At 66.5% G+C, this 24676-nt stretch carries 26 protein-coding genes and 1 other RNA gene; 7 read left to right on the forward strand and 20 right to left on the reverse strand.

Annotated elements, in window-relative coordinates:
• Positions 1–380: 380 nt before the first annotated feature.
• Together N5C25_RS14680 and N5C25_RS14685 are read right to left on the reverse strand one after the other, a co-directional pair.
• A complete protein-coding gene (locus N5C25_RS14680) occupies positions 381–1703 on the reverse strand; it encodes an aminopeptidase P N-terminal domain-containing protein (protein ID WP_279937204.1) in 1323 nt (440 codons plus the stop codon).
• Positions 1704–1708: 5 nt separating this feature from the next.
• Positions 1709–2257: a UPF0149 family protein gene (locus N5C25_RS14685; RefSeq protein ID WP_019661998.1), complete on the reverse strand. Its 549-nt coding sequence runs from the start codon at positions 2255–2257 to the stop codon at positions 1709–1711.
• Positions 2258–2410: 153 nt separating this feature from the next.
• Between N5C25_RS14685 and N5C25_RS14690 the strand changes: the two genes are divergently transcribed.
• The 7 genes from N5C25_RS14690 to N5C25_RS14720 all read left to right on the forward strand — a co-directional run bounded on the left by N5C25_RS14690 (position 2411) and on the right by N5C25_RS14720 (position 5499).
• On the forward strand, positions 2411–2632 hold the full coding sequence (locus tag N5C25_RS14690; protein ID WP_005410898.1) for a TIGR02449 family protein: 222 nt from the start codon (positions 2411–2413) through the stop codon (positions 2630–2632).
• Positions 2629–2925, forward strand: coding sequence for a cell division protein ZapA (locus N5C25_RS14695; RefSeq protein ID WP_006467013.1), 297 nt, complete (start codon positions 2629–2631; stop codon positions 2923–2925). Before N5C25_RS14690 ends, N5C25_RS14695 begins: the two co-directional genes overlap by 4 nt.
• Before the next feature lie 97 nt (positions 2926–3022).
• A non-coding RNA gene (ssrS, locus tag N5C25_RS14700) (6S RNA) lies at positions 3023–3208 on the forward strand.
• 84 nt (positions 3209–3292) lie between these two features.
• Positions 3293–3886 (forward strand): 5-formyltetrahydrofolate cyclo-ligase, encoded by a 594-nt coding sequence (locus N5C25_RS14705; RefSeq protein WP_279937191.1) that lies wholly within the window; start codon positions 3293–3295, stop codon positions 3884–3886.
• Entirely contained in the window at positions 3883–4362 is a 480-nt protein-coding gene (locus tag N5C25_RS14710; RefSeq protein WP_005410901.1) for an EVE domain-containing protein, read from the forward strand. The genes N5C25_RS14705 and N5C25_RS14710 overlap by 4 nt, the downstream gene beginning before the upstream one ends.
• Positions 4363–4384: 22 nt before the next feature.
• Entirely contained in the window at positions 4385–5032 is a 648-nt protein-coding gene (gene rpiA / locus N5C25_RS14715) for a ribose-5-phosphate isomerase RpiA (RefSeq protein WP_058980530.1), read from the forward strand.
• A gap of 20 nt (positions 5033–5052) precedes the next feature.
• Positions 5053–5499 (forward strand): DUF192 domain-containing protein, encoded by a 447-nt coding sequence (locus tag N5C25_RS14720; protein WP_058980531.1) that lies wholly within the window; start codon positions 5053–5055, stop codon positions 5497–5499.
• A 334-nt stretch (positions 5500–5833) separates the two neighbouring features.
• Here N5C25_RS14720 and N5C25_RS14725 read toward each other — a convergent pair whose 3' ends face one another.
• The 18 genes from N5C25_RS14725 to N5C25_RS14810 form a co-directional block, all read right to left on the reverse strand.
• On the reverse strand, positions 5834–5956 hold the full coding sequence (locus N5C25_RS14725; RefSeq protein ID WP_278251212.1) for a hypothetical protein: 123 nt from the start codon (positions 5954–5956) through the stop codon (positions 5834–5836).
• A 211-nt stretch (positions 5957–6167) separates the two neighbouring features.
• A complete protein-coding gene (locus tag N5C25_RS14730) occupies positions 6168–7673 on the reverse strand; it encodes a sigma-54 dependent transcriptional regulator (RefSeq protein WP_279937192.1) in 1506 nt (501 codons plus the stop codon).
• Complete coding sequence (locus N5C25_RS14735; RefSeq protein ID WP_005409556.1) at positions 7670–8047, reverse strand: response regulator transcription factor; 378 nt, start codon at positions 8045–8047, stop codon at positions 7670–7672. Before N5C25_RS14735 ends, N5C25_RS14730 begins: the two co-directional genes overlap by 4 nt.
• Before the next feature lie 14 nt (positions 8048–8061).
• Entirely contained in the window at positions 8062–9471 is a 1410-nt protein-coding gene (gene rpoN / locus N5C25_RS14740; protein WP_058980030.1) for an RNA polymerase factor sigma-54, read from the reverse strand.
• A 438-nt stretch (positions 9472–9909) separates the two neighbouring features.
• Positions 9910–10542: a response regulator transcription factor gene (locus N5C25_RS14745; RefSeq protein ID WP_005413261.1), complete on the reverse strand. Its 633-nt coding sequence runs from the start codon at positions 10540–10542 to the stop codon at positions 9910–9912.
• A gap of 92 nt (positions 10543–10634) precedes the next feature.
• Positions 10635–11213, reverse strand: coding sequence for a PilZ domain-containing protein (locus tag N5C25_RS14750; RefSeq protein WP_279937193.1), 579 nt, complete (start codon positions 11211–11213; stop codon positions 10635–10637).
• Complete coding sequence (locus tag N5C25_RS14755) at positions 11210–11503, reverse strand: hypothetical protein (RefSeq protein WP_021201752.1); 294 nt, start codon at positions 11501–11503, stop codon at positions 11210–11212. The genes N5C25_RS14750 and N5C25_RS14755 overlap by 4 nt, the downstream gene beginning before the upstream one ends.
• On the reverse strand, positions 11500–11916 hold the full coding sequence (gene fliS, locus N5C25_RS14760; protein WP_021201753.1) for a flagellar export chaperone FliS: 417 nt from the start codon (positions 11914–11916) through the stop codon (positions 11500–11502). The genes N5C25_RS14755 and fliS overlap by 4 nt, the downstream gene beginning before the upstream one ends.
• A 128-nt stretch (positions 11917–12044) precedes the next feature.
• On the reverse strand, positions 12045–13463 hold the full coding sequence (gene fliD / locus N5C25_RS14765) for a flagellar filament capping protein FliD (protein ID WP_279937194.1): 1419 nt from the start codon (positions 13461–13463) through the stop codon (positions 12045–12047).
• A gap of 473 nt (positions 13464–13936) precedes the next feature.
• The gene (locus N5C25_RS14770; protein WP_279937195.1) at positions 13937–15166 is read right to left on the reverse strand and encodes a flagellin; all 1230 of its coding nucleotides are present in this window, start codon (positions 15164–15166) and stop codon (positions 13937–13939) included.
• A 71-nt stretch (positions 15167–15237) separates the two neighbouring features.
• Positions 15238–16476, reverse strand: coding sequence for a flagellin (locus N5C25_RS14775; protein WP_021201757.1), 1239 nt, complete (start codon positions 16474–16476; stop codon positions 15238–15240).
• A 397-nt stretch (positions 16477–16873) separates the two neighbouring features.
• Complete coding sequence (gene flgL / locus N5C25_RS14780; protein WP_279937196.1) at positions 16874–18076, reverse strand: flagellar hook-associated protein FlgL; 1203 nt, start codon at positions 18074–18076, stop codon at positions 16874–16876.
• Positions 18073–19953 carry a flagellar hook-associated protein FlgK gene (gene flgK / locus N5C25_RS14785; protein ID WP_279937197.1) on the reverse strand — a complete coding sequence of 627 codons (1881 nt, stop codon included), beginning with the start codon at positions 19951–19953 and terminating at the stop codon, positions 18073–18075. Before flgK ends, flgL begins: the two co-directional genes overlap by 4 nt.
• A gap of 8 nt (positions 19954–19961) precedes the next feature.
• Complete coding sequence (gene flgJ, locus N5C25_RS14790; RefSeq protein WP_279937198.1) at positions 19962–21161, reverse strand: flagellar assembly peptidoglycan hydrolase FlgJ; 1200 nt, start codon at positions 21159–21161, stop codon at positions 19962–19964.
• Position 21162: 1 nt separating this feature from the next.
• The gene (locus tag N5C25_RS14795; protein WP_279937199.1) at positions 21163–22299 is read right to left on the reverse strand and encodes a flagellar basal body P-ring protein FlgI; all 1137 of its coding nucleotides are present in this window, start codon (positions 22297–22299) and stop codon (positions 21163–21165) included.
• Positions 22300–22301: 2 nt separating this feature from the next.
• Entirely contained in the window at positions 22302–22994 is a 693-nt protein-coding gene (gene flgH, locus N5C25_RS14800) for a flagellar basal body L-ring protein FlgH (RefSeq protein ID WP_019659618.1), read from the reverse strand.
• Positions 22995–23016: 22 nt separating this feature from the next.
• Entirely contained in the window at positions 23017–23802 is a 786-nt protein-coding gene (gene flgG / locus N5C25_RS14805; protein WP_005416457.1) for a flagellar basal-body rod protein FlgG, read from the reverse strand.
• Between the two features lie 102 nt (positions 23803–23904).
• Positions 23905–24654 (reverse strand): flagellar basal body rod protein FlgF, encoded by a 750-nt coding sequence (locus N5C25_RS14810; protein ID WP_279937200.1) that lies wholly within the window; start codon positions 24652–24654, stop codon positions 23905–23907.
• Positions 24655–24676 lie beyond the last annotated feature (22 nt).

Below are 24676 nucleotides of genomic sequence, written 5' to 3' on the forward strand. Positions count from 1 at the left end.
GCGTCCAACCACGGAAAAGAAAAAGAAAAGCAGAAGCGGGTCACTCGCTGCGCTCGCTCTGTGTCGACCAAGGTCGACACCTACCAACAGCCGCAATTGCCAGTAGATCCACGCCATGCGTGGATGATTCATTCGATGTCTGACAGATGTGCCGACCAACGGTCGGCACCCACCAACAGCCGCGTGAACCTGTCGAAGGCGGGGTACTGTTGGGTTTGCGGGGTGTGAGCCGCATGGATGCGGCGACCAAGCCTACAAGGACGTACTTGCGGCGGCCCCGCAAACCCACAGTACCCCCCCATCCCACGGAATGCCGCTGTTGCGGTTGCTGTTGCTGTGGCCTCTGCAGGTGCAGGGCTGCAAGCCCTGCAGAACACCCCTTACCCCGCCATCACCGCTTCGATCTCGTCGGCGCTGCGCGCCAGGCCTTCGGTCAGCACGCGATGGCCATCGTCGGTGATCAGCACGTCATCCTCGGTGCGGATACCGATACCGCGCCAGCGCGGCTCCACCGTCGTGTCATCCACGCCGATGTACAACCCAGGCTCGATGGTGAACGCCATGCCCGGCTCCAGCAGACGCGAGTCACCGGCCAAGCGGTAGTCGCCCACGTCGTGCACGTCCATGCCGATCCAGTGCCCGGTCTTGTGCCGGTAGAAGCGCTGGTACAGGCCCTCGGACAGGTTCTTTTCCAGCGTGCCCTTCAGCAGGCCCAGCCGCAGCAGGCCCTCGGTCAAGGTCTGCACTGCGGCCAGATGGCCGGCCTCGTAGGGCACGCCCGGCCTGGCCTGGGCCAGCGCCGCCGCCTGCGCATCGCCGACCAGGTCGTGCAGCGCGCGCTGCTCGGCACTGAAGCGGCCGTTCACCGGGAAGGTGCGGGTGATGTCGCTGGCGTAGCCGCGGTACTCGGCACCGGCATCGATCAGCACCAGCTCGCCATCGCGCGACCGCGCGTTGTTGTCGCGGTAATGCAGGATGCAAGCATTGCGGCCGGCGCCGACGATGCTGCAGTACGCGGGCACCGCATCATTGGCGCGGAACACGCGTTCCAGCTCGGCCTGTAGTTCGTACTCGTGGATGCCGGCCCTGGCGGCCTTCATCGCCGCCAGATGCGCACGCACGCTGATCTGTGCGGCGTGGTGCATCAGTGCCACTTCGGCGCCGGACTTGAACAGACGCTGCTCGTGCAGCAGGTGGCCCAGCTCCAGGAACTCATGTGGCGGCTGCGCACCGTGGCGTACCTGCGAACGCACGCGGTTGACCCAGCCGATCAGCTTCAGGTCGAAGTCGGCGTCGCGACCGAAGTGGTAGTAGACGCGCGAACGGCCTTCCAACAGGCCCGGCAGGATGTCGTCCAGATCATCGATCGGGTACGCATCGTCCATTCCGTACTGCGCCACCGCGCCTTCCTGGCCGGCACGGCTGCCGTCCCAGGCTTCGCGCTCGGCATCACGTTCGCGGCAGAACAGGATGGCCTCGCCGTGGCGCCGGCCCGGGATCAGCACCAATACCGCCTCCGGCTCCGGGAAACCGCTCAGGTACTGGAAGTCCGAGTCCTGGCGGAACGGGTAATGGGTATCGAGGCTGCGCACCTTCTCGGCCGCGGCCGGCAGCACCAGGATCGCGTCCTCGCCGGCCATGTCCATCAGCTGGCGGCGACGACGCTTGTATTCGCCGGCCGCAATGCCGGTGCGCTGCTTGATGTCCATCAGTTCAGGCGCTGGCGGTGGCGCGAGGCCAGCACCACGTCGCCGTGCAGCAGCAGCACCGCCACGCGGATGAATTCCTCGATCTCCGACAGCGCTTCGTCGTCATCATCGCCGCCGGCCTCGAAATCCTCGCTGGAGGCGCGTGCCAGGCTGGCCATGTCGGTCAGCGCTTCTTCACCCTCTTCGGACAGGGCCGGGCGACGGCCGCCGCTGCCCAGGCCGAAACCACCCAGGAAGGAACGGGTCCAGCTGAACATGGCATCGGCCTGTGCGGACACCTCGTCGGTGTCAGCCAGCAACAGCTCGAAGGCGAAGTCACGGTCTTCCAGCTGCTTGATGGTGGCCTGCAGCAGCTGCCCCAGCACGCTGTCGGCGGCCACCGGCGGCAGGTTGTCGTCGGCCAGCACGCGCGCCGGCCAGTCGTTGCCGGGGGCACCGCCGGCGGCCAGCCAGCCACACAGCGCACCATGCAGCTCGGCAGCGGTGGCGCCCAGGCCCAGCTCCTGGCTGGCGCGGGTAACGTCGTCGACGGAGGGAAGTTCGGTCATCGTGCGGCTCGTTCGGAAAGGAAACCCGGAGCGCGCACGCGCGCGCCCGTGAGACCCCGTAGTGTAGCAACCCGGCGGCGTCCTCCCGGTAGCCCTCCGGCCTTGCTGCGACAGCGCTTGACCGCCCTTGCCCGGCTTGCCTATCGTGCCTGCATGGAACCCGCCGACCCCCTTGCCCAGCTGCAGGACTTCGCCGCCCGCGTGGAAGCGTTGCTTGAACGCAACCAGCGCCTGGCCGAGGAGAACCGCAGCCTGCGCCACCAGCAGGAGCAGCTGGTGGCCGAGCGTTCGACGCTGCTGGCCAAGAACGAACAGGCGCGCTCGCGGGTGGAAGCAATGATCAGCCGGCTCAAATCCCTGGAGCAGCACACATGAGCGCCGAACCGGTCAGTGTCCGCATCCTCGATCGTGAATACACCGTGGGCGTCGGCGGCGATGAACGCGACAGCCTGATGGCGGCTGCGCGCCTGCTCGATGCGCGCATGCGCGAGATCCGCGGCAGCAACCGCATGGCCGCCGTGGACCGTGTCGCCGTGCTGGCCGCGCTGAACCTGGCCCACGAACTGCAGCTGCTGCGCGACGAGAACGCCCGCCAGGCCGTGGCCCTGCAGCAGACGCTGGCGGACCTGAACCGGCGGCTGGACCGCGCCATCGACGGCGGCGCCTGAAGACCGTGCACAACGCGTCTTCTCATATCTGAATTGGCACGTACTGTTGCCGACGAACGGCCTATCCAGATCCGGCGCGCTGGCTATAATGGCCACGCGTTCTCTGCGGTACTCGACGGCATGTGCAAACATTCGCCTTGTCCCTTAAGAACGACACCGGGAGCGCGACAGCGCCGGGAGTGCAGGTCCGCCTTGTAGCGGGAAGCCCGATGGTTCTCCAGCGTTCCCACTTGAGCCCCCGGGTTCAAGGTCGTTTCGCATGCATCGACATTGCGGAGAATGCAATATTCCAGCAAGGGCGGCGTCTTCGGGCGTCGCCCTTGTTCTTTCCGGCACAATGACGGCTGTTCCCCCGCCGCACGCTGCCATGACCGACCCGCGCCAGGCCCTGCGCCACGACCTGCGGCAACGCCGCCGCGACCTTTCCGCCGCTGAGCGCATCGCCGCCGCCGAATCGCTTGCCGATGCCCTGCTCGCCCTGCCGTTCGCCCCGCGCGAAGGCGCCGTGGCCGGCTACTGGGCGCTGGATGGCGAGATCGCCCTGCACCGCTGGCAGTTGCAGTTGCCCGAAGGCCTCACCTACTGCCTGCCGGTGCTGGCCGGCGACGTGCTGCGCTTCGCGCCGTGGCGGCCGGGGCAGCCGCTGACCAGCAACCGTTACGGCATTCCCGAGCCGGACGTGGCGCTGGAAGACACCCTGGAACCAGCACAGATGACGCTGGTGGTGGCCCCGCTGGTGGGTTTCGACACGCAGTGCCGGCGGCTGGGCATGGGGGGCGGCTGGTATGATCGCAGCTTCGCCTTCCGCCACGACCGGCCGGCGCCGCCCTGGCTGGTCGGTGCTGCGTTCGCGGTGCAGCAGGTCGAGTCCTTGCCGGTGGCGTCGTGGGACGTGCCCGTGGATGCGATCTGCACCGAAGACGGCACCCTGTTCCCCTCCGCTGCCCCCGTGAACGCATGACCGCCCGCAAGCGCTACTGGCTGATGAAGTCCGAACCGGACGCTTTCTCCATCGATGATCTGGCCAAGGTCAAGGTCGAGCCCTGGAACGGGGTGCGCAACTACCAGGCGCGCAATTTCATGCGCGATGGCATGCAGGTGGGCGACGGCATCCTGTTCTACCACTCCAATACCAAGGTGCCGGGCATCGTCGGCCTGGCCACGGTGGCCAGCACGGCCTATCCGGACGACACCCAGTTCGATCCAAAATCCGACTACCACGACCCCAAGAGCACGCGCGAGAACCCGCGCTGGATGCTGGTGGACGTGGCCTTCGACCGCAAGCTCAAGCAGGTGATCGCGCTGGACGAGATCAAGCTGCACGCCGAGGAACTGGGTGAAGGCTTCCCGCTGGTTGCCAAGGGCAACCGCCTGTCGGTGTTCCCGGTGACCGCCGCGCAGTGGAAGCTGCTGCTGTCGCTGGAAAAGAAATCCTGATTCCCTGCCTGAGAGTTCTCCCATGTCCGAAGCCAAGCGCCTGGCCGCCGAGAAAGCCATCGAGTACGTTGAAGACGGCATGATCGTCGGTGTCGGCACCGGTTCCACCGTGGCCTATTTCATCGATGCCCTGGCCCGCATCCAGCACCGCATCAAGGGCGCCGTGTCCAGCTCCGAGCAGAGCACCGCGCGCCTGAAGCAGCACGGCATCGAAGTGATCGAGCTGAACCACAGCGGCAACCTGTCGCTGTACGTGGACGGCGCTGATGAGTGCGATCCGAACAAGTGCCTGATCAAGGGCGGTGGCGCCGCGCTGACCCGCGAGAAGATCATCGCCGAGGCCAGCGAGCGCTTCATCTGCATCGTCGACCCGAGCAAGCAGGTGCCGATACTCGGCAAATTCCCGCTGCCGGTGGAAGTGATCCCGATGGCGCGCAGCCTGATCGCCCGCCAGATCCGCGACATGACCGGCGGCCAGCCGACCTGGCGCGAAGGCGTGGTGACCGACAATGGCAACCAGATCCTGGACATCCACAACCTGCAGATCACCGATCCGGAAAAGCTGGAGCGCGAGCTCAACCAGTTGCCGGGCGTGGTCTGCGTCGGCCTGTTCGCCCGCCGTCGCGCCGATGTGGTGATCGTCGGCGGCGAACCGCCGGTCGTGCTCTGACTTTCCGAAGGATCCTGACGATGTCGCTGTTGCGTTCGCTGCTGATGCTTCCATTGCTAGCGCTGGCCGGCTGCGCCACCGATGCGGCCCGCCACTGGGTCGAGCTGGATGGCGCCCGCTACCAGGTCGAGCTGGCTACCAATGACGAGACCCGCGCGCGCGGGCTGATGTTCCGCGACCAGATGGCGGCCGACCACGGCATGCTGTTCATCCACGACCGCGAGGAAATGCAGGCGTACTGGATGAAGAACACCAGGATCGCGCTGGACATCCTGTACTTCGACAACGAGCGCAGGCTGGTCAGCCAGCAGCGCGACGTGCCGCCGTGCTCGGCCGGCGACATGTGCCCGCCCTACCCCAGCGGTGGCCCGGCACGTTACGTGCTGGAGCTCAACGCCGGCCAGGCCGAGAAGCTGCAGTTGAAGGACGGTACGGAGCTGAAATTCGGCCCGGGCATCGAAAAGTAAGGTACGGCCGGGCTGCGCCCGGCACCCGCCGAAACCAAGGCCGAAGCGACAGCAAAAGCACGTATTCCGTGGGTTGGCGAGGTGGGTCCGGCTGCGGGGGACGCCGTAAACCCGTCCTTGGGGGCTTGGCCGCGGCATCCATGCCGCGGACACCCCCGCAACCGGACCCACCCCGCCTTCGACAGTGGGCCGCGATCTGTTGGAACCTGCTGCTGATGGTGCTTCTGATGGTGGTGGGTGCCGACCGTTGGTCGGCACGGGGTCGGATCCCGTTGCAACGCAACGGGCTCTGACCCCGGTCGTGGCGCCATTTAACCGGCGTCGGTTTTCTGGCCTATGGCTGCAGGGTCCATCGGCCGGAATTCTGGCGCTGGTCGAGCGTGGCGGGCGGGGTGCAGCCGGTGGCGGTGGCAATGCCGGGGCAGAGCAGGGCGGCGAGCAGGGTAAGGCGATGCATGGTGGAGCCTCGTTGGGAAGTCCCACTCCATCCTCCGGAACGCGGCAACGTTGTCTGTAGGAATTCGTGCAGATGCGCGGCGTTGTCAGCGCGCGGCCACGGTCTCTATCCACGCATGGCGTGGATCTACTGACGTCGTGCAGCGGCGCCAGAAACACCAACGCCCGGGCAAGCCCAGGCGTTCGTGCCCCCTTCATGCTGGCAGCACGCGTCAGCCGGCCAGTTCGGCCTGCTCGCGCTCGATGCCGTACTTGCGCAGCTTTTCCACCAGGGTGGTGCGGCGCAGGCCGAGCAGCTGGGCGGCGTGGGCGACCACGCCCTGGGTACGTTCCAGTGCTTCGTTGATCAGGCCCAGTTCGATGTTGGCCATGTGGTTGCGCAGGTCCATGCCTTCGTCGGGCAGGGCGGCCGGTGCCGCCGGGCGATTGACGGCGATGCCGTGCTCCAGCGCCGGCTGGTTGCCGCTGCCGGGCGTGTGGAACGAGAAGCTGCGCAGGTCCAGTCGCTCTTCGCTGGTGGCGGGCTGTGCCGGCGCCGGCGTAGCGACGGCGGCCAGCGCGGCGTCGCCACGGTAGCGGGCCGGCAGGTCCTGCACGCGTACTGAACCGCCCGGATGCAGCACCGCCAGGCGCTCGACCAGGTTGGTCAGCTCGCGCACGTTGCCCGGCCATTCGTAGCTGGACAGCGCCTGCAGCGCTTCGGGAGTGAAGCGCACTTCGCCACGGCCGGTGCGGGCCAGCTGCGCGGCGATGGTTTCCACCAGCGCCGGCAGGTCCTCACGGCGCTCGCGCAACGCGGGCACTTCAATCGGGAACACGTTGAGGCGGTAGAACAGATCCTCGCGGAACTTGCCTTCGGCGATCCGCGTTTCCAGATCACGGTGGGTCGCGGCCACGACACGCACATTGCAGCGGATGGTCTGGTTGCCACCGACGCGCTCGAAGCTGCGTTCCTGCAGCACGCGCAGCAGCTTCACCTGCATCGGCAGACTCATGTCGCCGATTTCGTCGAGCAGCAGGGTGCCGCCCTCGGCCATTTCAAACCGGCCCTTGCGCGCGGTCAGTGCGCCGGTGAAGGCGCCCTTCTCGTGGCCGAACAGTTCGCTTTCCAGCAGGTCGGCCGGAATGGCGCCGCAGTTGATTGCCACGAACGGGCCATCACGGCGCGGCGAACGCTGGTGGATGGCGCGCGACACCACTTCCTTGCCGGTGCCGGATTCGCCCAGCACCAGCACGGTGGTGTCGAACGCGGCCACCTGTTCGATCATGGTGCGCAGCGCGGTGACCGCCGGGCCGTTGCCGGTCGGTCCCTGCTCCTGCGCGGCACCGGCCTGGTGCTCGGCATCCAGGCGCTTGAGGCTGGCGCGGCGCAGCAGGGCTTCCATCTGCGCGTGGCGCAGCGGCGTCTCCAGCGGCCAGATGTTGGCTTCGTGCAGGCCGTGCTGCTGGGCAAACGCTGCGGCGTCACCGTCGGCCAGCAGCACCGGCGGCGGCAGGCTGCTGCCGCCCAGCCAGTGGTACAGCGCGGTACTGGCAGCGCTGTCGTCCAGGCTGCCGACGATCACCGCCATCCAGTCGTTCTGGCGCTGTCGGCCCAGGTCGAAGTCGGCTGCGTCGGACACCCAGCGCGGGTTGAAGTCCATGAACTCCAGCAGGGCAACGGTGCGCTCTGCGCGCACGGCGTCGTTGTCCAGCACCAGGATGCGCGATTCGCTCACGACTGTTCCTCCCTGAGGCCTTCCAGGATCGGCATGACTTCCTGGATGTAGGACAGCTTGCTGACAAAGTTGTCGGCGCCGGCGCGCAGCGCGTGTTCGCGGTGCTCGGCGTCGTCGAAGTGGCTGGCGATCACGATGTACGGCGCATCGTCCTGCGACTTGATCAGGCGGGTGGCCTGCAGGCCGCCCATTTCCGGCATGGCCAGATCCATCAGCACCACCTGCGGGCGCAGCGTTTCCGAGCGCTCGATCGCTTCCAGGCCGTTGCCGGCGCTGCCGACGATCTGCAGCCAGTCGATCTTGCGGAAGTGGCGCATCGCCGCGTTGATGAAGCCCTCGTGGTCATCGACCAGCAGGACCGTGAGCTTGTTCATGTCCAACATCCTTTTCAGCCCACCCGGGCCAGCTGGGGTTGCCTGGCGCTGAGCCGGCGCCGTTCGCGGGCCGGGGCGATATCCAGTTGTTCTCGGTATTTTGCGACGGTTCGGCGGGCAATGTTCACCCCCTGGCGCGACAGCAGGCCGGCAATGGCCTCATCGGCCAGCGGGCGGCCGGCCGGTTCGGCGTCGATCAGGCGGCGGACCATGGCCTTCACCGCCTGGCCGGAGACGCTGGCGCCCTCCAGGCGCACGGCGAAGAAGTGCTTCAGTTCGAAGGTGCCGCGCGGGGTCTGCAGGAACTTGCCGGTGGTGATGCGCGAGACGGTGGACTCGTGCATGCCGATCTCCTCGGCCACTTCCTTCAGGGTCAACGGCGCCATGGCCTCTTCGCCGCGCACCAGGAAGGCGGCCTGGCGCTCGACGATCACCCGCGCCGTGCGCAGCAGGGTGTCGTAGCGCATCGACAGGCCACGGCTGAACCAGCGCGCCTCCTGCAGCATCTCGCGCAGCGCCGGGGCGGCGTCGCTGGTTTCGGCCAGCACCTGTTCGTACTGGCTGTTGATCGACACGCGGCGGCTGGTGGCCGGGTTCAGGGCGACCTTCCACTGCCCGTCGGCGTGCCAGGCGACGACGTCCGGCACCACCACCGCGTTGCGTTCGGGCAGCAGGCTGTCGCCCGGGCGCGGCTGCAGCGAGAGGATCAGGCGCACGGCCTCGCGGACGTCGTCGATCTCGGCATCGTGCAGGCGGGCGAGGGCGGGGTAGTCGTGCGCGGCCAGCGCTTCGAGCGCGCCATCGAGAATGCGGGTGGCCAGGTGGCGGGCCGGCACGACGCCGTGCAGGCTGCGCAGTTGCGCCTGCAGGCCTTCGCGCAGGTCCTGGGCGGCCATGCCTGCGGGCTCGCCGTGCAGCAGCTGCTGGCGGATGGCTTCCACACCGTCGGCAGCGATGTCGAACTGGGCACTGGCCAGCAGCTGCAGCTGTGCCAGCGGCGCCTGCAGGTAACCTGCCTCATCGCACTGGTCCAGCCAGAAGGCGGCGACCGCCAACTGGCGATCATCCATGTCCAGCGACAGGCGCTGCAGCACGCGCAGCTGCGGGTCGGTCGACTCGCCGGCGGCGATGCGCGCCATGCGGTCGTCGTCGCCGTCCTGCCAGCTGGCACCGGCCACGTCCCACATCGACGGCTCGGGCAGCTCGTCAAAGGCGGCGGTATCGATCGTGGGGGTGCTGGCTTCGGTGGCGTCGGCAGCCGGCGCCTCGGCCTCTTCGATCTCCAGCAGCGGATTGGAGTCCAGCAGGCGCTGGATTTCCTGCTCCAGGTGCAGGCCGTCGAGTTGCAGCAGCCGGATCGACTGCAGCAACTGCGGGGTGAGGTGAAGTTGTTGGCCCAGCTGGGTCGAGAGTGCAGCCTTCATCGTGGTTCCCCGGCGCCGCTCCCCGGCGCCTTGTGGAACGCATCTTGCTTTTGATCCGGCGGGGGCGGAATCAGGGGGTTCCTGAGGGGCTTGGTGAATGTCCTGACGGGGTGTAGGGGCATTCCCTACATCGACGCGGATTGTTGACGATGATCGCTGCTAAGTTGCTGATTTCCGGTGCAAAGGCCGGATTGATCGGGCTGCGCCGTGTACGGATTCCTGTCGGGGAGTGTCAGGGCGACGGGAATTCGTCGCTGGGTGCGGGTTGGCTGCGTCGGCTGTCGATAGAGACGATCACCGGTAGAGTCGACTGTCAGTCGACTGCTCTCCGATCAGGCCAAGGAAAAGTCCCGCGCTCCGCGCGCAAGTCGACTGGCAGTCGACTCTACCAACAGCCCACTCTACCCAGCCATCGTTTCGCGCCGCCGAGGCTCGCGCTTACTCCAGCTCGTGCTGGTGGCGCGCGGCCAGCAGCAGCAGATCGTTGGCGCGGCGGCAGCCGAGCGATTCCATCATGCGTGCGCGGTGGGTCTCCACCGTCTTGACGCTGATGCCGAGGTCGGCGGCGATTTCCTTGTTGCTCTCACCCTTGCCGATGCGGCGCAGGATCTCGCGCTGGCGCGGCGACAGCGCGGCGATGCCGGTGGGCTTCTCGCGGCCCAGCATGGGGGCCAGCATCTTGGCGGAGATCTGCGGGCTCAGGAACACCTGGCCGGCGTGCGCGGCGCGCAGCGCCAGTTCCAACTCCTGCGGTGCTGCATCCTTGACCACGAACCCGACCGCGCCCCGATCCAGCGCATCGCGCACGTGAGCGGCATCGTCGTGCATGGTCATCATCACCACCCGGGTACCGGGCGCGCGCAGGCGGATGTCGCTGAGTGCTTCCAGGCCGGTGCGGCCCGGCAGCGAGAGGTCCATCAGCACCACATCCGGTGCGTGCTGCAGGGCCAGCTGCAGTGCCTGCTCGGCGTTGCTGGCCTCGGCAACAAGCTGCACGTCGGCAAACCCCTGCAGCAGCCGCGCCAGGCCGGCGCGGACGAGGGTGTGATCGTCGACGATGAGAACTCGCACAGGCACGCAACAGATCCGTGTAGGGGAGTCCACCTTAACTTAGCTGAACGGGCGCGCCAAGGCTTGCCCGCAAAGCGTGATGGTGGCAGGTTTCAGCGGGCGCGGCGCGCCTCGGCCACCTGGCGGCGGTGCAGGCGGAACAAGTGCCGCTCCATCGCCATCTCCAGTCCATCGCCAAGACGCTGGAAACGCAGCCACAGGTAGTGACCGCCGCCACCGTCCGCCGCTTCGGCGATCACTTCCACCGGCAGGTCGATATGGTCGGGCAGCCAATCGCTGGGCTGCAGGCGCACCACGCCGGCCTGGCCGGGGCTGGCGCCACTGCGTGGGCCCAGCTGCAGGCGGATGCCGCGGCGCGACCAGCGCACGGGGCGCAGGGTCAGTTCCTGGCCCTGCTGGCGTACCAGCCGGCCGAGCAGCACCATCGCCAGATCCAGCTTGGCCTCCAGCCGCTGCAACTGCAGGCTGGCCTCATTGCGGTCGTCATGGTCGTCAACGCGGCTGTCTTCAACCAGCGCCAGGCTGCGCAGCAGGCCTTCGGCGCTGCTGGTGCGACCGGCCGCGCTGCCTGCCTGGAACTCGGCCGGCAGGGCCAGCTCGCAGCTGAGCGTCTCGTCGAACAGCTCGCTTTCAGCCGGGTGGTGCAGTGACGTGGTCGGCAATTGGATCATGCCAGCGATTCTGCCTGCAGGTAGGCATGCGCTGCGCGAAGGGAACGCTGACCGTCATTCATCAGTGCTGCCACCGCATCACGGCGCTGGCGCAGCAGGCCGAGCAGATTCTGCTGGCGATCGAACAGCGCAGCCAGCGGTGCGTGGTCGGTGGCGGCCAGCGGCTGGCTGAGCAGCGCATGCAGCGTGCTGTCGTGGCCGTCGAGCAGGCTGTCGGCCTGGTCGAGGGACTCTTCGCCCAGGGCCTTCTCGAAGGCATCCAGCTGGGCGTGCAGTTCGTGCAGGCTCATGGCGCCACCGCGGCCGGGCGGCGCTGTTCCTGCGGGATCGCATTCCAGGCGCTGTCGATCTCGCCCAGCAGTTGAAGCGATTCATCCAGCGCGGCACGGTCGTTGTGCAGGTTGGCCTCGGTCAGGCGCTGCAACACGTAGTCGTACAGTGCCGACAGATTGCCGGCGATCTCGCCGCCGGCTTCGTGATCCAGCGAGCCGTTGAGGTGGCCGACAATCGCGCAGACTTCGCCGATCGCCTTGCCCTTTCCGGCCTGGTCGCCACGCTCAAGACTGGCCTGGGCACGGCGTACGCGCTCCAGCGCGCCCGCCAGCAGCATCGCCACCAGCTTGTGCGGATCGGCGTCGGCAACCGCACTGGTCACTCCCACCTGGCGGTACTGCTCGGCATATTGACGGCTGGAACCGTACATTCGTGATTCTCCTTGCGCTGGGTGCCGTCGGGTGGTCGTGGGGACCGTGGCCGGCGGTGCGGCGTTGATTGCTGTTGCGTCCGTTATCGGTGCGAACCACGCCAAACTTGAGCGTTGCACGCCGTCCTTTAGCGGTTCAGCTGTGCCAGCTGCTGCTGCAGTGCGGTGTTGCTCTGCTGCAGCTTGCCCATCAGGCTGTCCAGCGCCAGGAACTGCTTCTTGTAGCGTTCCTCGACGTTCTTCATGCGCGTGTCGAGGTCCTTGCGGCGCTTGTCGATGTTGTCCAGCGTGGTGTTCAGGCCCTTGGTACGGGCGACGAACGCCCCTTCCTTGCCGACGGTGGTGCTGACATAGCCGTCGACCATGGTGTACAGGGTGCCAGCACCGCCGGTGTCGCCGGTGATGGCCGAGCGGATCTTCTCAGGCTGGCTGGCCAGTGCGGCGGCAAACTTGGTGGTATCGAGAACGAGGCTGCCGTCGGCGTTGGGATAACCGCGGGTCTGCAGGCCCAGCACCTTCGGATCCAGGCCGTCGGCCGAGAGCTCCTTCAGTACGCTCGACATCATCGAACGCAGCTGGCTGGAGGCGCCGCGCATCTGCGCGTCACCCGTCAGGGTGGCGGCTTCCTTGGTCTTGGCGTCGTATTTGGTCTCCGTGTTGATCGCCGCGATCGCCGCGTTGTAGGCGGTCACGAATTCCTGCATGACCTTGGTCGCGGCGGCCGTGTCGGTGCTGATCACCACGGTACTCTTGCCGGGAACCTTCAGGTTCAGGGTCAGGCCAGGTACTGCATCGGTCACCGTATTGCTGGCACTGACCACGCTCACGCCATCAATGGTCAATTCGGCATCCGCTGCGGCGGTGTTCTGTTTCAGGCTGCCTACCAGTGCACCCAGCTTCGGGTCGCTGCCGGCATACTCCAGCTTGATCGCGTTGGCGGCACCGGTCTTTTCCTGGGCGATCGACAGATACTGGTTGTCGCCCGAGCTGATAAGCGTGGCCTGCACGCCTTCCTTGCGTCCGGCGGCATCGATCTTGTTGCGGATGGTGGTCAGCGTGTCGCCGTCCTCCACCGTCACGTTCATGGTCTTGGCCTTGTCGCCCACGCCAACGGTCAGCGTCAAGGTTCCGGCACCGAAGGTGTCGGTCTTGGGCACCGAGGTATCGGCGATCAGCTTGTGTGCCGTGGCGAGGGATTTCACCTCCACCTGGTGCGTGCCGTTGGAGGCCGCTGCCTTGGTCGTGCCCACGTCGTACAACGCGACCGACGCCGTCAGCACATCATCTGCATTGTTCGGACCGGCCTTGCCGGTGGCGGTGACGGTGCGGGTATCGAAGGCCGTCGTGGCCTTGAGGGCCGTCAGCGCGGTCTTCAGCTTGTCGAAGGCCGCCGTAACGGTGCCGATCGACGACAGCTGCATCTTGGCCTTGGACTGTTGCAGGTTCAGCGCATTGTCGGCGGGCTTGCGGTCAGCTGCGACCAGCTGGTTGACGATGCTGGAAATGTCCAGCCCCGAGCCAATGCCACCGTATCCAAAGTCTGCCACGTCGTTTCTCCTGGTATCCGGGCCTGGCCGTCGTGCGGCGGCCCGTCGTCAACGAAAATAGCGGCCTGCGCCGCTGGGTCTTGAGGGCTTCGTTGATGCATGTGTCGTGCCAATGATCCGGCGCGGGTTCTGGCACGCAGATTGCAGGAGGGTTGGGGCAGGGTGCGGGGACATTCACCGCAGGCTGCCGGGGGTCTGCAAAAAGCCCTCCCCCAATGCAGGGGAGGGATCAGGCTACTGACAATCGGGGGGAGACGAAGCCGCCCGGTACGTACAGTCAAAGGTACAGCGCTGAAAGAGAGGTCCGCAGGAGCGGGCGATGCCGAGCCGGTTCGGGAGGTTTCCCGGGCCGGGCATGGCCCGCGCCTTCGTGCCGCCAGGTAGTTCCGGTTGGATGCTGCCGCCGGCCAGGGCCGGCGGCAGCATCCGCTTCTACGTCTACGTCGATGCGTAGTGGACCGGACTGCCAGGTATCAGCGCAGCAGGCTCAGCACGCCCTGCGGCACCTGGTTGGCCTGGGCCAGCATGGCCGTACCGGCCTGCTGCAGGATCTGGGTGCGGGTCAGTTCGGCGGTTTCCTTGGCGAAGTCGGTGTCCTTGATGCGGCTACGCGAAGCCGACAGGTTTTCCGTCGAGGTCTGCAGGTTGGCGACGACCGAGGTGAAGCGGTTCTGGATCGCACCCAGGTCAGCGCGGGTGTTGTTGATCGAACCCAAGGCCTTGTCAATGACTGCAATTGCCTGCTGTGCACCGGCGACCGTATCGATCTTGACGTCCTTCAACAGCTGAGTGCCATCGGCCGGAATGGCGGCATCGTCATGGGCCGTAACTTCGTCACTGGTGAAGCTGCCGGTGCCCGCTGCAACGGCCAGGCCGCTGAACTTACCGTCCTTGTCAGCACTTTCCTTGACCGAGGTCAGGGTGATCTTGCCGGCAGTGGTTGCATCTACCTCCGCGTAGACGCCTGCTTCGCCGATCTTCGCGTTGATGGCTGCAACAGTGGCCTTGGTAGCCGCCTTCAGATCTTCAGTGGCATCGCCGGTGCTGGTGATCTTTACATCGCCAATGTCCACCGCACTGGTCAGGCTGCCGCCACTGATCTTCAGGCCGGAGATCTTCAGCTCTTCGCCGGCGACCGGCGTGCCGGTGCCTGCCGTAAGGGTCATGGAGTTGCTATCGAAGGTGGTGCTACCAAGGGCGTCAGCCTTCGCATTCACAACCTTGTCGATAGCAATGGCCTGGCCTGCATTGGCACCGACCTGGAACAGCTGGCTGGAGAACGAACCGTCCAGCAGCTTGGTGCCGTTGAAATCCGACTGCTTGGCGACGCGGTCGATCTCGCTGACCAGCTGGGTCACTTCGGCCTGCAGGGCCTTGCGGTCGCTGGTCGAATTGGTGGCGTTGGCCGACTGCACCGACAGCTCACGGATACGCTGCAGGTTGTTGCCGATTTCCGACAGCGAGCCTTCAGCGGTCTGTGCCAGCGAGATACCGTCGTTGGCGTTGCGGATGGCGACGTCGATGCCGCGGATCTGGGTGCCGAAGCGCTCGGAGATCGCCAGGCCTGCAGCGTCATCCTTTGCACTGTTGATACGGGAACCCGACGACAGACGCTGGATGGTGGTGGCCAGCGAGGAGCCGCTCGTGCTCAGGTTACGCTGAGCGTTGAGCGACATGGTGTTGGTGTTGATGACTTGTGCCATGAGGAAAGTTCCTTGAGCAGTGCACGTACGAGGGGATCAACGCTCCTGACGTGCTTCAGGAGCGCCGTATGTCAGCGCTGCAACAGGCTGAGCACGTTCTGAGGGACCTGGTTGGCCTGGGCCAGCATTGCGGTGCCGGCCTGCTGCAGGATCTGGGTCCGGGTGAGTTCCGCCGTTTCCTTGGCGAAGTCGGTATCGCGGATACGGCTGCGGGATGCCGACAGGTTTTCCGAGGAGGTCTGCAGGTTGGCGACCACCGAGGTGAAGCGGTTCTGGATCGCGCCGAGGTCGGCGCGGACGCTGTTGACTGATTCCAGCGACTTGTCGACGATCGACAGGGCCTGCTGGGCGCCTTCAGCGGTGGTGATGTTGATGTCCTTGACGAAGCTGGGCTTTGAGCCGGTGCCGATGGTGCCTCCGGTGCCACCTGCGGCTTGATCCAGGCCGATCTCCGTGAAATCAGTCACCGGCGTCGGGACAGGCGTGGTCGACTTGGACGGTGCGCCGGCGTTACCCAGAGCGAACGTCTGACCATCCTTGACCGATACCAGCTGGATCTTGCCGGATTCGATCTTGGCCATGACGCCGGTCTCGCCCAACTTGCCGTTGATGGCAGCAGCGGTGGCGGCAGTGATGGATTCGCCGGCCTTGACCGTGATATCGCCGATGTCGATGCTCTTGGCTGTGCCACCGTTGGGCGGGGTGACAGTGATCTGCAACTGCGAGAACACCGAGTCCGTGGCGGCCTTGTCGTTGGTCAGTCCCTCGCCCTTGTAAACATCGGCAAAGGTGGTGGAGCCCAGCGATTCAGCCTTGGCGTCCACCACGCTGTTGATCGCAATGGCCTGGCCCGCGTTGGCACCGACCTGGAACAGCTGGCTGGTGAACGAGCCATCCAGCAGCTTGGTACCGTTGAAGTCGCTCTGCTTGGCGACGCGGTCGATTTCGCTGACCAGCTGGGTCACTTCAGCCTGCAGGGCCTTGCGGTCGCTGCTGGAATTGGTGGCGTTGGACGCCTGCACGGCCAGTTCGCGGATGCGCTGCAGGTTATTGCCGACTTCGCTCAGCGAGCCTTCGGCGACCTGGGCCAGCGAGATGCCGTCGTTGGCGTTGCGGATGGCCACGTCCAGGCCGCGGATCTGGGTGCTGAAGCGCTCCGAGATCGCCAGGCCGGCGGCGTCGTCCTTCGCGCTGTTGATGCGCAGGCCGGACGAGAGGCGCTGGATGGTGGTGGCCAGCGAGTTGCCGCTGGTGCTCAGGTTGCGCTGAGCGTTGAGCGACATCGTATTGGTGTTGATTACCTGTGCCATGGGGTCGTCTCCTCTTATATGGAACCCGTTGGTGAATGAAACGAAGCGCCGCCTGTTTTTTTTGTGTGGCTGTGTGCTTCGCCGTTGCCAAATGAATAACGGCGCTTTGTCAACAACCTTTAGCCGTGAATTCCGTTGAAGTCGTAATTCGTTGCCGGAGGCTGTTTTTCCGGGGGTTTCCAGCCCCGAAGGGGCGTGAAGGCGCCCCCGGAAGGGGCGGTTGGGCAGGCCCAACCAGCGCTGATGAAGGTATCGGCGGGGTGGGGCCGGGCTTGATGGGTAATCACGGAAAATTCGCGGAAAGCGGCCTGGCGCGCTCCGCAGCAACGGGCCGCAGAAACGAGAAAGGCCGCGATGCAGGGCATCGCGGCCTTTCAGGGCTGACGGGGAAGAGCGGTCAGCCGATCTTGTTGAACAGCGACATCGACTGCATCTGCGAGAAGATCGTCTGTGCCGCCTGCAGCGCGGTGCTCTGCAACTGGTACTGGCTCAGCGCATCGGCGTAGTCCAGGTCGCGCATCTGCGACAGCGTGGTTTTCAGCGTCACGCTGTTGGCTTCGCGCATGTCGGCGGCGTTGTCCAGTGCCTTCAGCTGCGCGCCACCGGCCGCACGCGAATCGATCATCCGCTCCGACGCGCGCGCCACGTCACGCAATGCACTCTGCAGTTCGTTCTGCTGGGCGCTCATCTTCGCGGTGGTGCCGGTGTCGGCATCCAGTGCGGCGATCAGCTTGTCCATGGTGTCAAAGATGTCGCGGCTGCTCGCCGGCTTCACGTTGAAGCTGTCGCCCGCTGCCGGCGCGCCGGTAATCTGCAGCCGCACGCCGTTCACTTCCATGTTGTCACCTGCCTTGAAGGTGCCGGTGCCGGTCACGTTGCCGGCGCCATCCAGCACCTCGTACTGGTCGGCAGCGGTGAAGCGGATGCTGAAGGACTGCCCGTTCCAGCTGTCGCTGCCATCACGGGTGATGTTGGTCAGCACGCCGTTACCTGTGTTGCCCGCCGCAGCGGCGCCATCGACGAAGCCATCGCCGGTGGGGATGCGCATGAAGATTTCGCTGCCGGGCAGGGCATCGCGCACGTAGGTATCGGGGCCGACCTCGATCTGGCGCTGGGTCTGGTCACCGCGGTAGACCACCTTGCCATTGATCCTGGCAAACGGCGGATCGCCGTCGTTGGTGCCGCCGAATACATAGCGACCCGTGCCGTCCTCGGCGTTGGCGAGCGACAGCAGGCCGTCGCGGATCTGGTTCAGTTCGGTGATCAGCGTCTTCTTGTCGGACGCGCTCAGGGCGGGGTTGCTGGCCTGGATGGTCAGGTCGTTGACGCGCCCCATCAGATCATTGACCTGGGCCAGGGTGTTTTCCTGCACGCCCAGCCGGTTCTGCACGTTGCCGGCGTTGAGCTTCATCCGTTCCAGTGCGGCCAGGCTGCGGTCCAGTCCGACCGCTGCGCCGGCCCCGACCGGATCGTCCTTTGCTGAGACGATCTTGCTGCCGGTGGCGATCTGCTGCTCCAGGTGGCTGAGCTTGGCCTGCTTGGCCATCATCAGCGACACCGACTGGTTGTACATCATGCTGGTGGAGATGCGGCTGCTCATCGGCGGACGGCTCCCAGGATGGTCTGGAACATGCTGTCGGCGGTGGAGATCAGCTGCGAGGCGGCCTGGTAGGCCTGCTGCAGGCGCAGCATGTCGGCCGCTTCCTCGTCCAGGTTGACGCCGGACACTTCATCGCGCGCTTCCTGCGCCTTGTCGTTGATCACCAGTTGCGCTTCCAGCGAGTACTCGGCCGAACGGGCCGCAGCACCCACCTGGGTGGTGAGGCCACCCAGCGCGCCGTTCAGCGTCACCGTGCCGGCATTGAAGGCCTTGGCGCTCTCGACCTTGGCCAGCCTGGAGGCGTTGCTGTTGTCGGAGGAGCCGGCCGGCGTCGGGGTGATGTTGAAGGTGTCGCCGACCTTGGGCGCGCCATCGAGCACGAAACTCCAGCCGTTGGCACTGATGGTCTGGCCAGGCGTATAGGTCTGCGGCGGGCCACCGTCGATGGTGTAGGTGGTCGCCGAGGTGAACACGATCGCCGACGGGTTGCGCAGGTTCGCGTTGCTCGAATCGGTCACGGTCACGCCACTCAGCTTGCCGGTGCCCGTGTTGGCCGTCGCGGCGGCGCCCTTTACCGCGGCAGCGGCTGCAATCCGGGACGGATCGGTGATGGCGATCTCCATGCTGCCGGCGACGCCCGCGGTGGGCTGCAGCAGGAATCGGTCGTTGGCAGCGGGGGTGCCGCCAACGACCAGCGTGACGCCGTTGATCACCAGCGGATCGGCGGCGGTGCCGGTGCCGGCCAGCGGAACGCTGGCGCCGGTGTCGGCCCGGCTGGCCTTCCAGTTGCTGCCATCGAACTGCAGCACCACGTTCTGCGCGTCCAGCTTTCCCAGGTCGCCATAGGTGGCGCTGAGGCTGGCGGTGCCGGTGTTGGCGTTGTTGGCGGTGACGCGCGGGTTGCCGATGTTGAAGAAGTCGCCCCCGAGCTGGCCATACATGTCCACGCCCTGGTGGTGGGCCTGGTTGAAGGTCTCGGCCAGGCCGACAGCCAACTTGCCCAGTTCGGCCTGGGCCGGGGTCAGCACGGTGTCGCGGAACTCCATCAGGCCGCCGATCTGGCCGCCTACTGCCTTCGGGTCGAGGCGGATGGTGTTGCCCTGCGTTTCCAGGGCCAGCTGCAGGCGCTCGGGCTGGTACGGGTCGGCCACGGTGGTGACCTTGGTCGCGGTGGTGCCCACCACCAGCGCGTTGCCGCCGGCGGTGTAGACATTCATGATGCCGCCGTCCTGGATCACCGCCGTGCCGCCGGTGTAGCCGATCAGCTGGGTGATCAGCTGGTCGCGCCGATCGAGCAGGTCGGGCGCGGCGGTGGCGATGTTGGTGCCGATCGCACCGTTGATCTGCGCGATCTCCTGCGCCAGGCGGTTGACCTCGGTGGCACCGGCCAGCAGGCCGTTGTTGACCTCGCTGTTGAGGTTGTTCAGGTGGGTGTTGAGCTGCACGAAGCGGTTGGCCAGGGCCTTGCCGCCATCGAGCATGTTCTGGCGATCGGCCGTGCCGGAGGCATTGGAGGACAGGCCACTGACCGAGTCGAAGAAGTTCGACCACACACCAGAGACATTCGTGGCCGCATCAGAGAACAGCGCGTTGACCCGGTCGGCCATGCCCGAAAGCTGTTTCAGGCGCGCCAGTTCACCGCTGCTGTCGAGCAGGCGCGAGATGGCCAGCTGGTCGGCGGTGCGGCGGATGTCGGTGATGCGGGTACCGTTGCCGACCGTGCCGTAGCCATAGTTCTGCGGATCGGCGGTGGAGAAGTTGACCTTCTGCCGGCTGTAGCCGGGCGTATTGAGGTTGGCCACGTTGTGGCTGGTGGTCGCCAACGCACGCTGGAAGGCGAGCAGGGCACCGGTACCGGTGGAAAGTACGCTGGACATGGGGTTCCTCAACGACGGGTGATACCCAGCGCCGCGGTCGCGGTGCTGGCGAAGGTCTGGCCAAGACGCGAGCCGGCGTCTGCCACGGCGGCGACGGCGCGCTCGATGGTCGGGCCGCCGGCGATCGCGGCGATCTTGGCCGCGTAGCGCGGATCGGTGGCATAGCCGGCGCGCTGCAGGCCACGGGCGAAGCCCTGCACGTCGGTGCCGGCCTGCAGGGCCTGCTGGTAGCGCGGGCTGGTCTTCAGCAGGCGCACGTAGTCGGCAAAGCTCTCGGCCGGCGAACTGTAGGCACGGAAGCTGGCGGTCTCGTTGCGGCGCACGCCATCGACATACTCGTGGGTGCCGGCCACGGCGCGCTGGCCGTTCCAGCCATTGGCCTTGATACCGAACAGGTTGTGCGAGGTGCTGCCGTCGGCATGCTTGATGTGGCGCTTGCCCCAGCCGGTTTCCAGCGCCGCCTGGGCGACCAGGGCGCGGGCATCCACGCCCAGTTCCTTGGCCGCACGCTGCGCGTGCTGCCAGATGCTGGCGACGAAGCCTTCCGGGGTGTGCTCGCCGAGCTGGGCGACAGCGGTGCGGGTCGCCATCGCATCGGCCGGGCTGATGACCGTGCCGCGATTGCTGGCGGTGGCCGACCACTGGTCGCTGTTGGCGGCCCAGTCCTCGCCCTGCAGGCTGCCGATGTACGGATCGTCGGTGCCCAGCGAGCGGTGCATGCTGCTGCTCTCGCGCCCGGCGATCAGGTCCAGGGCCTGCTCCATCGGCGCCACTGCCGCCTGCGCACCGTGCTGCGCACCGGCGGCCATCTGCTGCAGCAGGCGCACCGCCTGGCTGCCGTCTTCCAGTGGGAGCGACGGTGCCGGCCTGGCCGGTGCATTGAGCTGATAGGCACGGCTGGCCTTGGCCGGGTCCACGCGGGTATCCAGCGTCGGGCCATCGGCGGCCTGCCCGGACAGCTGCCGGCTGATCATGCCCGACAGACCCAGGCCTTTGCCGCGGGTCATCGCCTCGGCAATCTTCTGGTCGTACATCTCGCGGAACATCTTGTTCTCGCCGGGAAACAGCGAGTCGCCGAAGCTGGCGTCACGCATGCTCTTGACCAGCATCTGCGCGAACTGGCCTTCCAGCTGGCGCGCCACCTTGTCGATCCTGGCCGGATCATTCTGCTGCGCCGGGTGCAGGTCGAATGCGGGATTGATGCGCATGTCAGATCACCTCGAGCTCGGCACTCAGGGCGCCGGCCTGCTTCAGGGCTTCCAGGATCGCGATCAGGTCGCCCGGTGCCGCACCTACGGCGTTCACCGCATGCACGATCTCGTCCAGGGTGGTGCCGCCGCTGAACTTGAACATGCGGCTGCCGTCGTTGGTGGCGGTGATGGTGGACTGCGGGCTGGCCACGGTGCGGCCGCCGGACAGGGCATTGGGCTGGCTGACGTTGGTGTTTTCCTGGATGGTCACGGTCAGCGAACCGTGCGAGATCGCCGCGGGTCCCACGCGCACCTGCTGGCCGATGACCACGGTGCCGGTGCGCGAATTGACCACCACCTTGGCCGGGGCGCTGCCCGGGGTCAGTTCCAGGTTCTCGATGCGCGCCAGCAGGCCGACGCGTGCGCCCGGGTCGGTCGGCGCGGTGACCGCGACGGTCACGCCATCGATCGCGCGTGCCGCACCTTCGCCGAAGGCGTTGTTGAGCGCGGCGACCATGCGCGAGACCGTGGTGAAATCGTTGTTGTGCAGGTTCAAGGTGATGTCGCCGCCGTTGGCCAGCGGATCGGGCAGGGCACGCTCCACGGTGGCGCCGTTGGGAATACGGCCGACGCTGGGCACGTTCACCGAGACACGGGAACCATCCTTGCCCTGCGCACCGAAGCCACCCACGATCAGGTTGCCCTGGGCGATGGCGTAGATCTGCCCGTCGGCCCCGCGCAGCGGGGCCATCAGCAGCGAGCCGCCGCGCAGCGACACCGCGTTGCCGATCGAGGACACCGTGATGTCGATCGGCTGGCCGGGCTTGGCGAACGGCGGCAGCTCGGCATGGATCGCAACGGCGGCCACGTTCTTCAGCTGCGGGTTGACGTTGGCCGGTACGTTCACGCCCAGCTCGCCGAGCAGGTTCTTCAGGCTCTGCACGGTGAAGGGCGCCTGGCTGGTGCGGTCGCCGCTGCCATCCAGGCCGACCACCAGGCCGTAGCCCACCAGGGCATTGCCACGCACGCCGCCGACCTGTGCCAGGTCCTTGATGCGTTCGGCGCTGGCCGGGGCTGCCACGACCAGCAGCATCAGCGCGACGAACGACGCCACGCGGCGCTGCCAGGAAGAAGAGGAGAGGAGGTTCATGGCCATACTCAGAACGGCGTCAGGCCGGAATTGAAGAAGCGGCTCAGCCAGCCCATCGCGTTGGACTGGGCGACCGGTCCGCGGCCGCCGTAGACGATGCGGGCCTCGGCTACCCGGCTGGAGGGAATGGTGTTGTCCTGGCTGATGTCGCCAGGGCGCACGATGCCCTGCACCTGCACCAGTTCATCGCCCTGGTTGAGCCGCAGGTTCTTCTGCCCCTGCACCACCAGGTTGCCGTTGGGCAGGCGCTGGATCACGGTGACCGTAACGCTGCCCTGCAGGCGGTTGCTCTGCGCGCTGTTGCCCTTGCCGGTGAAATCACGCTTGCCTTCCGCACTGGCGCTGAGGATGTCCTTGCCGCCCAGGGTGACCGGCGCGCCAAAGATGCTCGGGCTGCCCAGGCTCAGGTTGGACTCCTTGTTGGTGGCGGTGTTCGCACTGGTCTGCGCGGTGGTGCTTTCCAGCAGGGTGATGGTCAGCAGGTCGCCGACATCGCGTGCGCGGCGGTCTGAATACAGCTGCAGGGTCGGGCCGGCGGCATAGATCGCCCCGGCGGTGGGCGCGGCCTGCGGCGGCATGATCGGCTGGATCGGCGCCATCGCCGGGTAGGGGCGCACGTCGCCCGCGATCACGCAGCCACCGAGCAGGGCGGCCACGGTGCAGGCGAGGGCAGTGCGGGCGAAGTTGGAAATGGGCGACATGGCGGTTTCCCGGTTGGGCCGGTCAGATCTTGTTGTTGAGATAGCCGAGCATCGAGTCGGTGGTGGAGATCGCCTTGGCATTCATTTCGTAGGCGCGCTGGGTTTCGATCATCGACACCAGCTCTTCCACCACATTGACGTTGCTGCCTTCCAGCGCCCCCTGCACCACGGTGCCGAGACCGTTGAGCCCGGGATTGCCGTTCTGTGCCGGACCGGAAGCGGTGGTTTCCAGGAACAGGTTCTCGCCGCGCGCCTGCAGGCCGGCCGGATTGACGAAGTCGGTCAGGGTCAGCGCACCGACTTCCACCGACGCGGCGTTGTCGGCCATCTTCACGCTGATGGTGCCGTCGCTGCCGATGGTGACCGACTGCGCGCCCTCGGGAATCTGGATGCCCGGCTGCACCGGGTAGCCGCTGTTGGTGACCAGCTCGCTGTCCTGGTTGATCTTGAACGAGCCATCACGGGTGTAGGCCGAGCTGCCGTCGGGCATCTGCACTTCGAAGAAGCCGCGGCCGTTGACCATCACATCCAGGGCGCGACCGGTCTGCTGCTGGCCACCCTGTTCGAAGTTCTTGGCGGTTGCTACCACGCGCACGCCGGTGCCCAGCTGCAGGCCGGTCGGAAGCTGCGTCTGCGCCGACGAAGAGCCGCCCGGCTGGCGCACCTGCTGGTACAGCAGGTCCTCGAAGCTGGCACGGTCCTGCTTGAAGCCGGTGGTGTTGGTGTTGGCGAGGTTGTTGGAAACCACCGACATGCGCATCTGCTGCGCATCCAGTCCGGTTTTCGCGATCCACAATGCCTGGTTCATCTTCGATGTCCTGTCTGGTGAAACCGGCCGCGTGGTGCGGCCCTTGTATGCGGGTGTGCAAGCGGCGTGCCAGCGCCGGCATCAGCCGGCGCCGGAATTCCGTCAATTGCCCAGGCGCAGCATGCTGTTGGCGCTGCGCGCGTTTTCGTCGCCGTGTTTGATCACCTGCACCTGCATTTCGTACTGGCGCTGCAGCTGGATCATCTGCACCAGTGCCCCGGCCGCATCGACATTGCTGCCTTCCAGCTGGCCGCTGTGCACTGCGGTGCCCTGTGCCGGTGCGAACGGCTGTTGCGGGTCGGTATTGCGGAACAGGCCATCCAGGCCGCGCTCGAGGCGCTCGTCCGGTGCCTGCACCACCTTGATCCGGCCGATCTGCGCCATGGTCTGCGGGCCTTCACCCTGCGGGATGATCGAGATCGTGCCGTCGGCACCGATCTCCATCGCCTGGTAGGGCGGAATGGCGATCGGGTTGTTGTCGTCATCCAGTACCGTGCGGCCGCCGGAGGTCACCAGCTGGCCATTGGGGGTGACCGACAAGGCCGCGCCGCGCGTATACGCCTCGCTGCCATCGCTGGCCTGCACCGCCAGCCAGGTGCCGCTCTGCAGCGCCAGGTCCAGCGGTTTGCCGGTGATGTGCTGCGCGCCGGGCGTGCGGTTGAAGCCAGCGTCGACGTGCAGCGCATCCACCCGCGAGGCAAAGCCGGGGCCGCGGATCGGGAAGGCTTCGGTGTTGGCCAGCGCTTCCTTGAAGCCGGGGGTGTCCGAGTTGGCGAGATTGTGGCTGAGCGTTCCCTGCGCCTGCAGGGAGGCGCGGGCACCGGTCATCGCCACGTAAAGGGCTTTATCCATGCGGGGAGTTCCATGACAGGGT

The organism is Stenotrophomonas sp. GD03958, assembly GCF_029839005.1.
Classification (GTDB): Bacteria; Pseudomonadota; Gammaproteobacteria; order Xanthomonadales; family Xanthomonadaceae; genus Stenotrophomonas; species Stenotrophomonas hibiscicola.

What these genes read in the sequence shown, in the direction of transcription:
- N5C25_RS14685 (WP_019661998.1), bottom strand. Translation starts at nt 2,257, where the DNA reads ATGACCGAACTTCCCTCCGTCGACGACGTTACCCGCGCCAGCCAGGAG.
- N5C25_RS14690 (WP_005410898.1), top strand. Translation starts at nt 2,411, where the DNA reads ATGGAACCCGCCGACCCCCTTGCCCAGCTGCAGGACTTCGCCGCCCGC.
- N5C25_RS14695 (WP_006467013.1), top strand. Translation starts at nt 2,629, where the DNA reads ATGAGCGCCGAACCGGTCAGTGTCCGCATCCTCGATCGTGAATACACC.
- N5C25_RS14705 (WP_279937191.1), top strand. Translation starts at nt 3,293, where the DNA reads ATGACCGACCCGCGCCAGGCCCTGCGCCACGACCTGCGGCAACGCCGC.
- N5C25_RS14710 (WP_005410901.1), top strand. Translation starts at nt 3,883, where the DNA reads ATGACCGCCCGCAAGCGCTACTGGCTGATGAAGTCCGAACCGGACGCT.
- rpiA (WP_058980530.1), top strand. Translation starts at nt 4,385, where the DNA reads ATGTCCGAAGCCAAGCGCCTGGCCGCCGAGAAAGCCATCGAGTACGTT.
- N5C25_RS14720 (WP_058980531.1), top strand. Translation starts at nt 5,053, where the DNA reads ATGTCGCTGTTGCGTTCGCTGCTGATGCTTCCATTGCTAGCGCTGGCC.
- N5C25_RS14725 (WP_278251212.1), bottom strand. Translation starts at nt 5,956, where the DNA reads ATGCATCGCCTTACCCTGCTCGCCGCCCTGCTCTGCCCCGGCATTGCC.
- N5C25_RS14735 (WP_005409556.1), bottom strand. Translation starts at nt 8,047, where the DNA reads ATGAACAAGCTCACGGTCCTGCTGGTCGATGACCACGAGGGCTTCATC.
- rpoN (WP_058980030.1), bottom strand. Translation starts at nt 9,471, where the DNA reads ATGAAGGCTGCACTCTCGACCCAGCTGGGCCAACAACTTCACCTCACC.
- N5C25_RS14750 (WP_279937193.1), bottom strand. Translation starts at nt 11,213, where the DNA reads ATGATCCAATTGCCGACCACGTCACTGCACCACCCGGCTGAAAGCGAG.
- N5C25_RS14755 (WP_021201752.1), bottom strand. Translation starts at nt 11,503, where the DNA reads ATGAGCCTGCACGAACTGCACGCCCAGCTGGATGCCTTCGAGAAGGCC.
- fliS (WP_021201753.1), bottom strand. Translation starts at nt 11,916, where the DNA reads ATGTACGGTTCCAGCCGTCAATATGCCGAGCAGTACCGCCAGGTGGGA.
- N5C25_RS14770 (WP_279937195.1), bottom strand. Translation starts at nt 15,166, where the DNA reads ATGGCACAAGTCATCAACACCAACACCATGTCGCTCAACGCTCAGCGT.
- N5C25_RS14775 (WP_021201757.1), bottom strand. Translation starts at nt 16,476, where the DNA reads ATGGCACAGGTAATCAACACCAATACGATGTCGCTCAACGCTCAGCGC.
- flgL (WP_279937196.1), bottom strand. Translation starts at nt 18,076, where the DNA reads ATGAGCAGCCGCATCTCCACCAGCATGATGTACAACCAGTCGGTGTCG.
- flgK (WP_279937197.1), bottom strand. Translation starts at nt 19,953, where the DNA reads ATGTCCAGCGTACTTTCCACCGGTACCGGTGCCCTGCTCGCCTTCCAG.
- flgJ (WP_279937198.1), bottom strand. Translation starts at nt 21,161, where the DNA reads ATGCGCATCAATCCCGCATTCGACCTGCACCCGGCGCAGCAGAATGAT.
- N5C25_RS14795 (WP_279937199.1), bottom strand. Translation starts at nt 22,299, where the DNA reads ATGGCCATGAACCTCCTCTCCTCTTCTTCCTGGCAGCGCCGCGTGGCG.
- flgH (WP_019659618.1), bottom strand. Translation starts at nt 22,994, where the DNA reads ATGTCGCCCATTTCCAACTTCGCCCGCACTGCCCTCGCCTGCACCGTG.
- flgG (WP_005416457.1), bottom strand. Translation starts at nt 23,802, where the DNA reads ATGAACCAGGCATTGTGGATCGCGAAAACCGGACTGGATGCGCAGCAG.
- N5C25_RS14810 (WP_279937200.1), bottom strand. Translation starts at nt 24,654, where the DNA reads ATGGATAAAGCCCTTTACGTGGCGATGACCGGTGCCCGCGCCTCCCTG.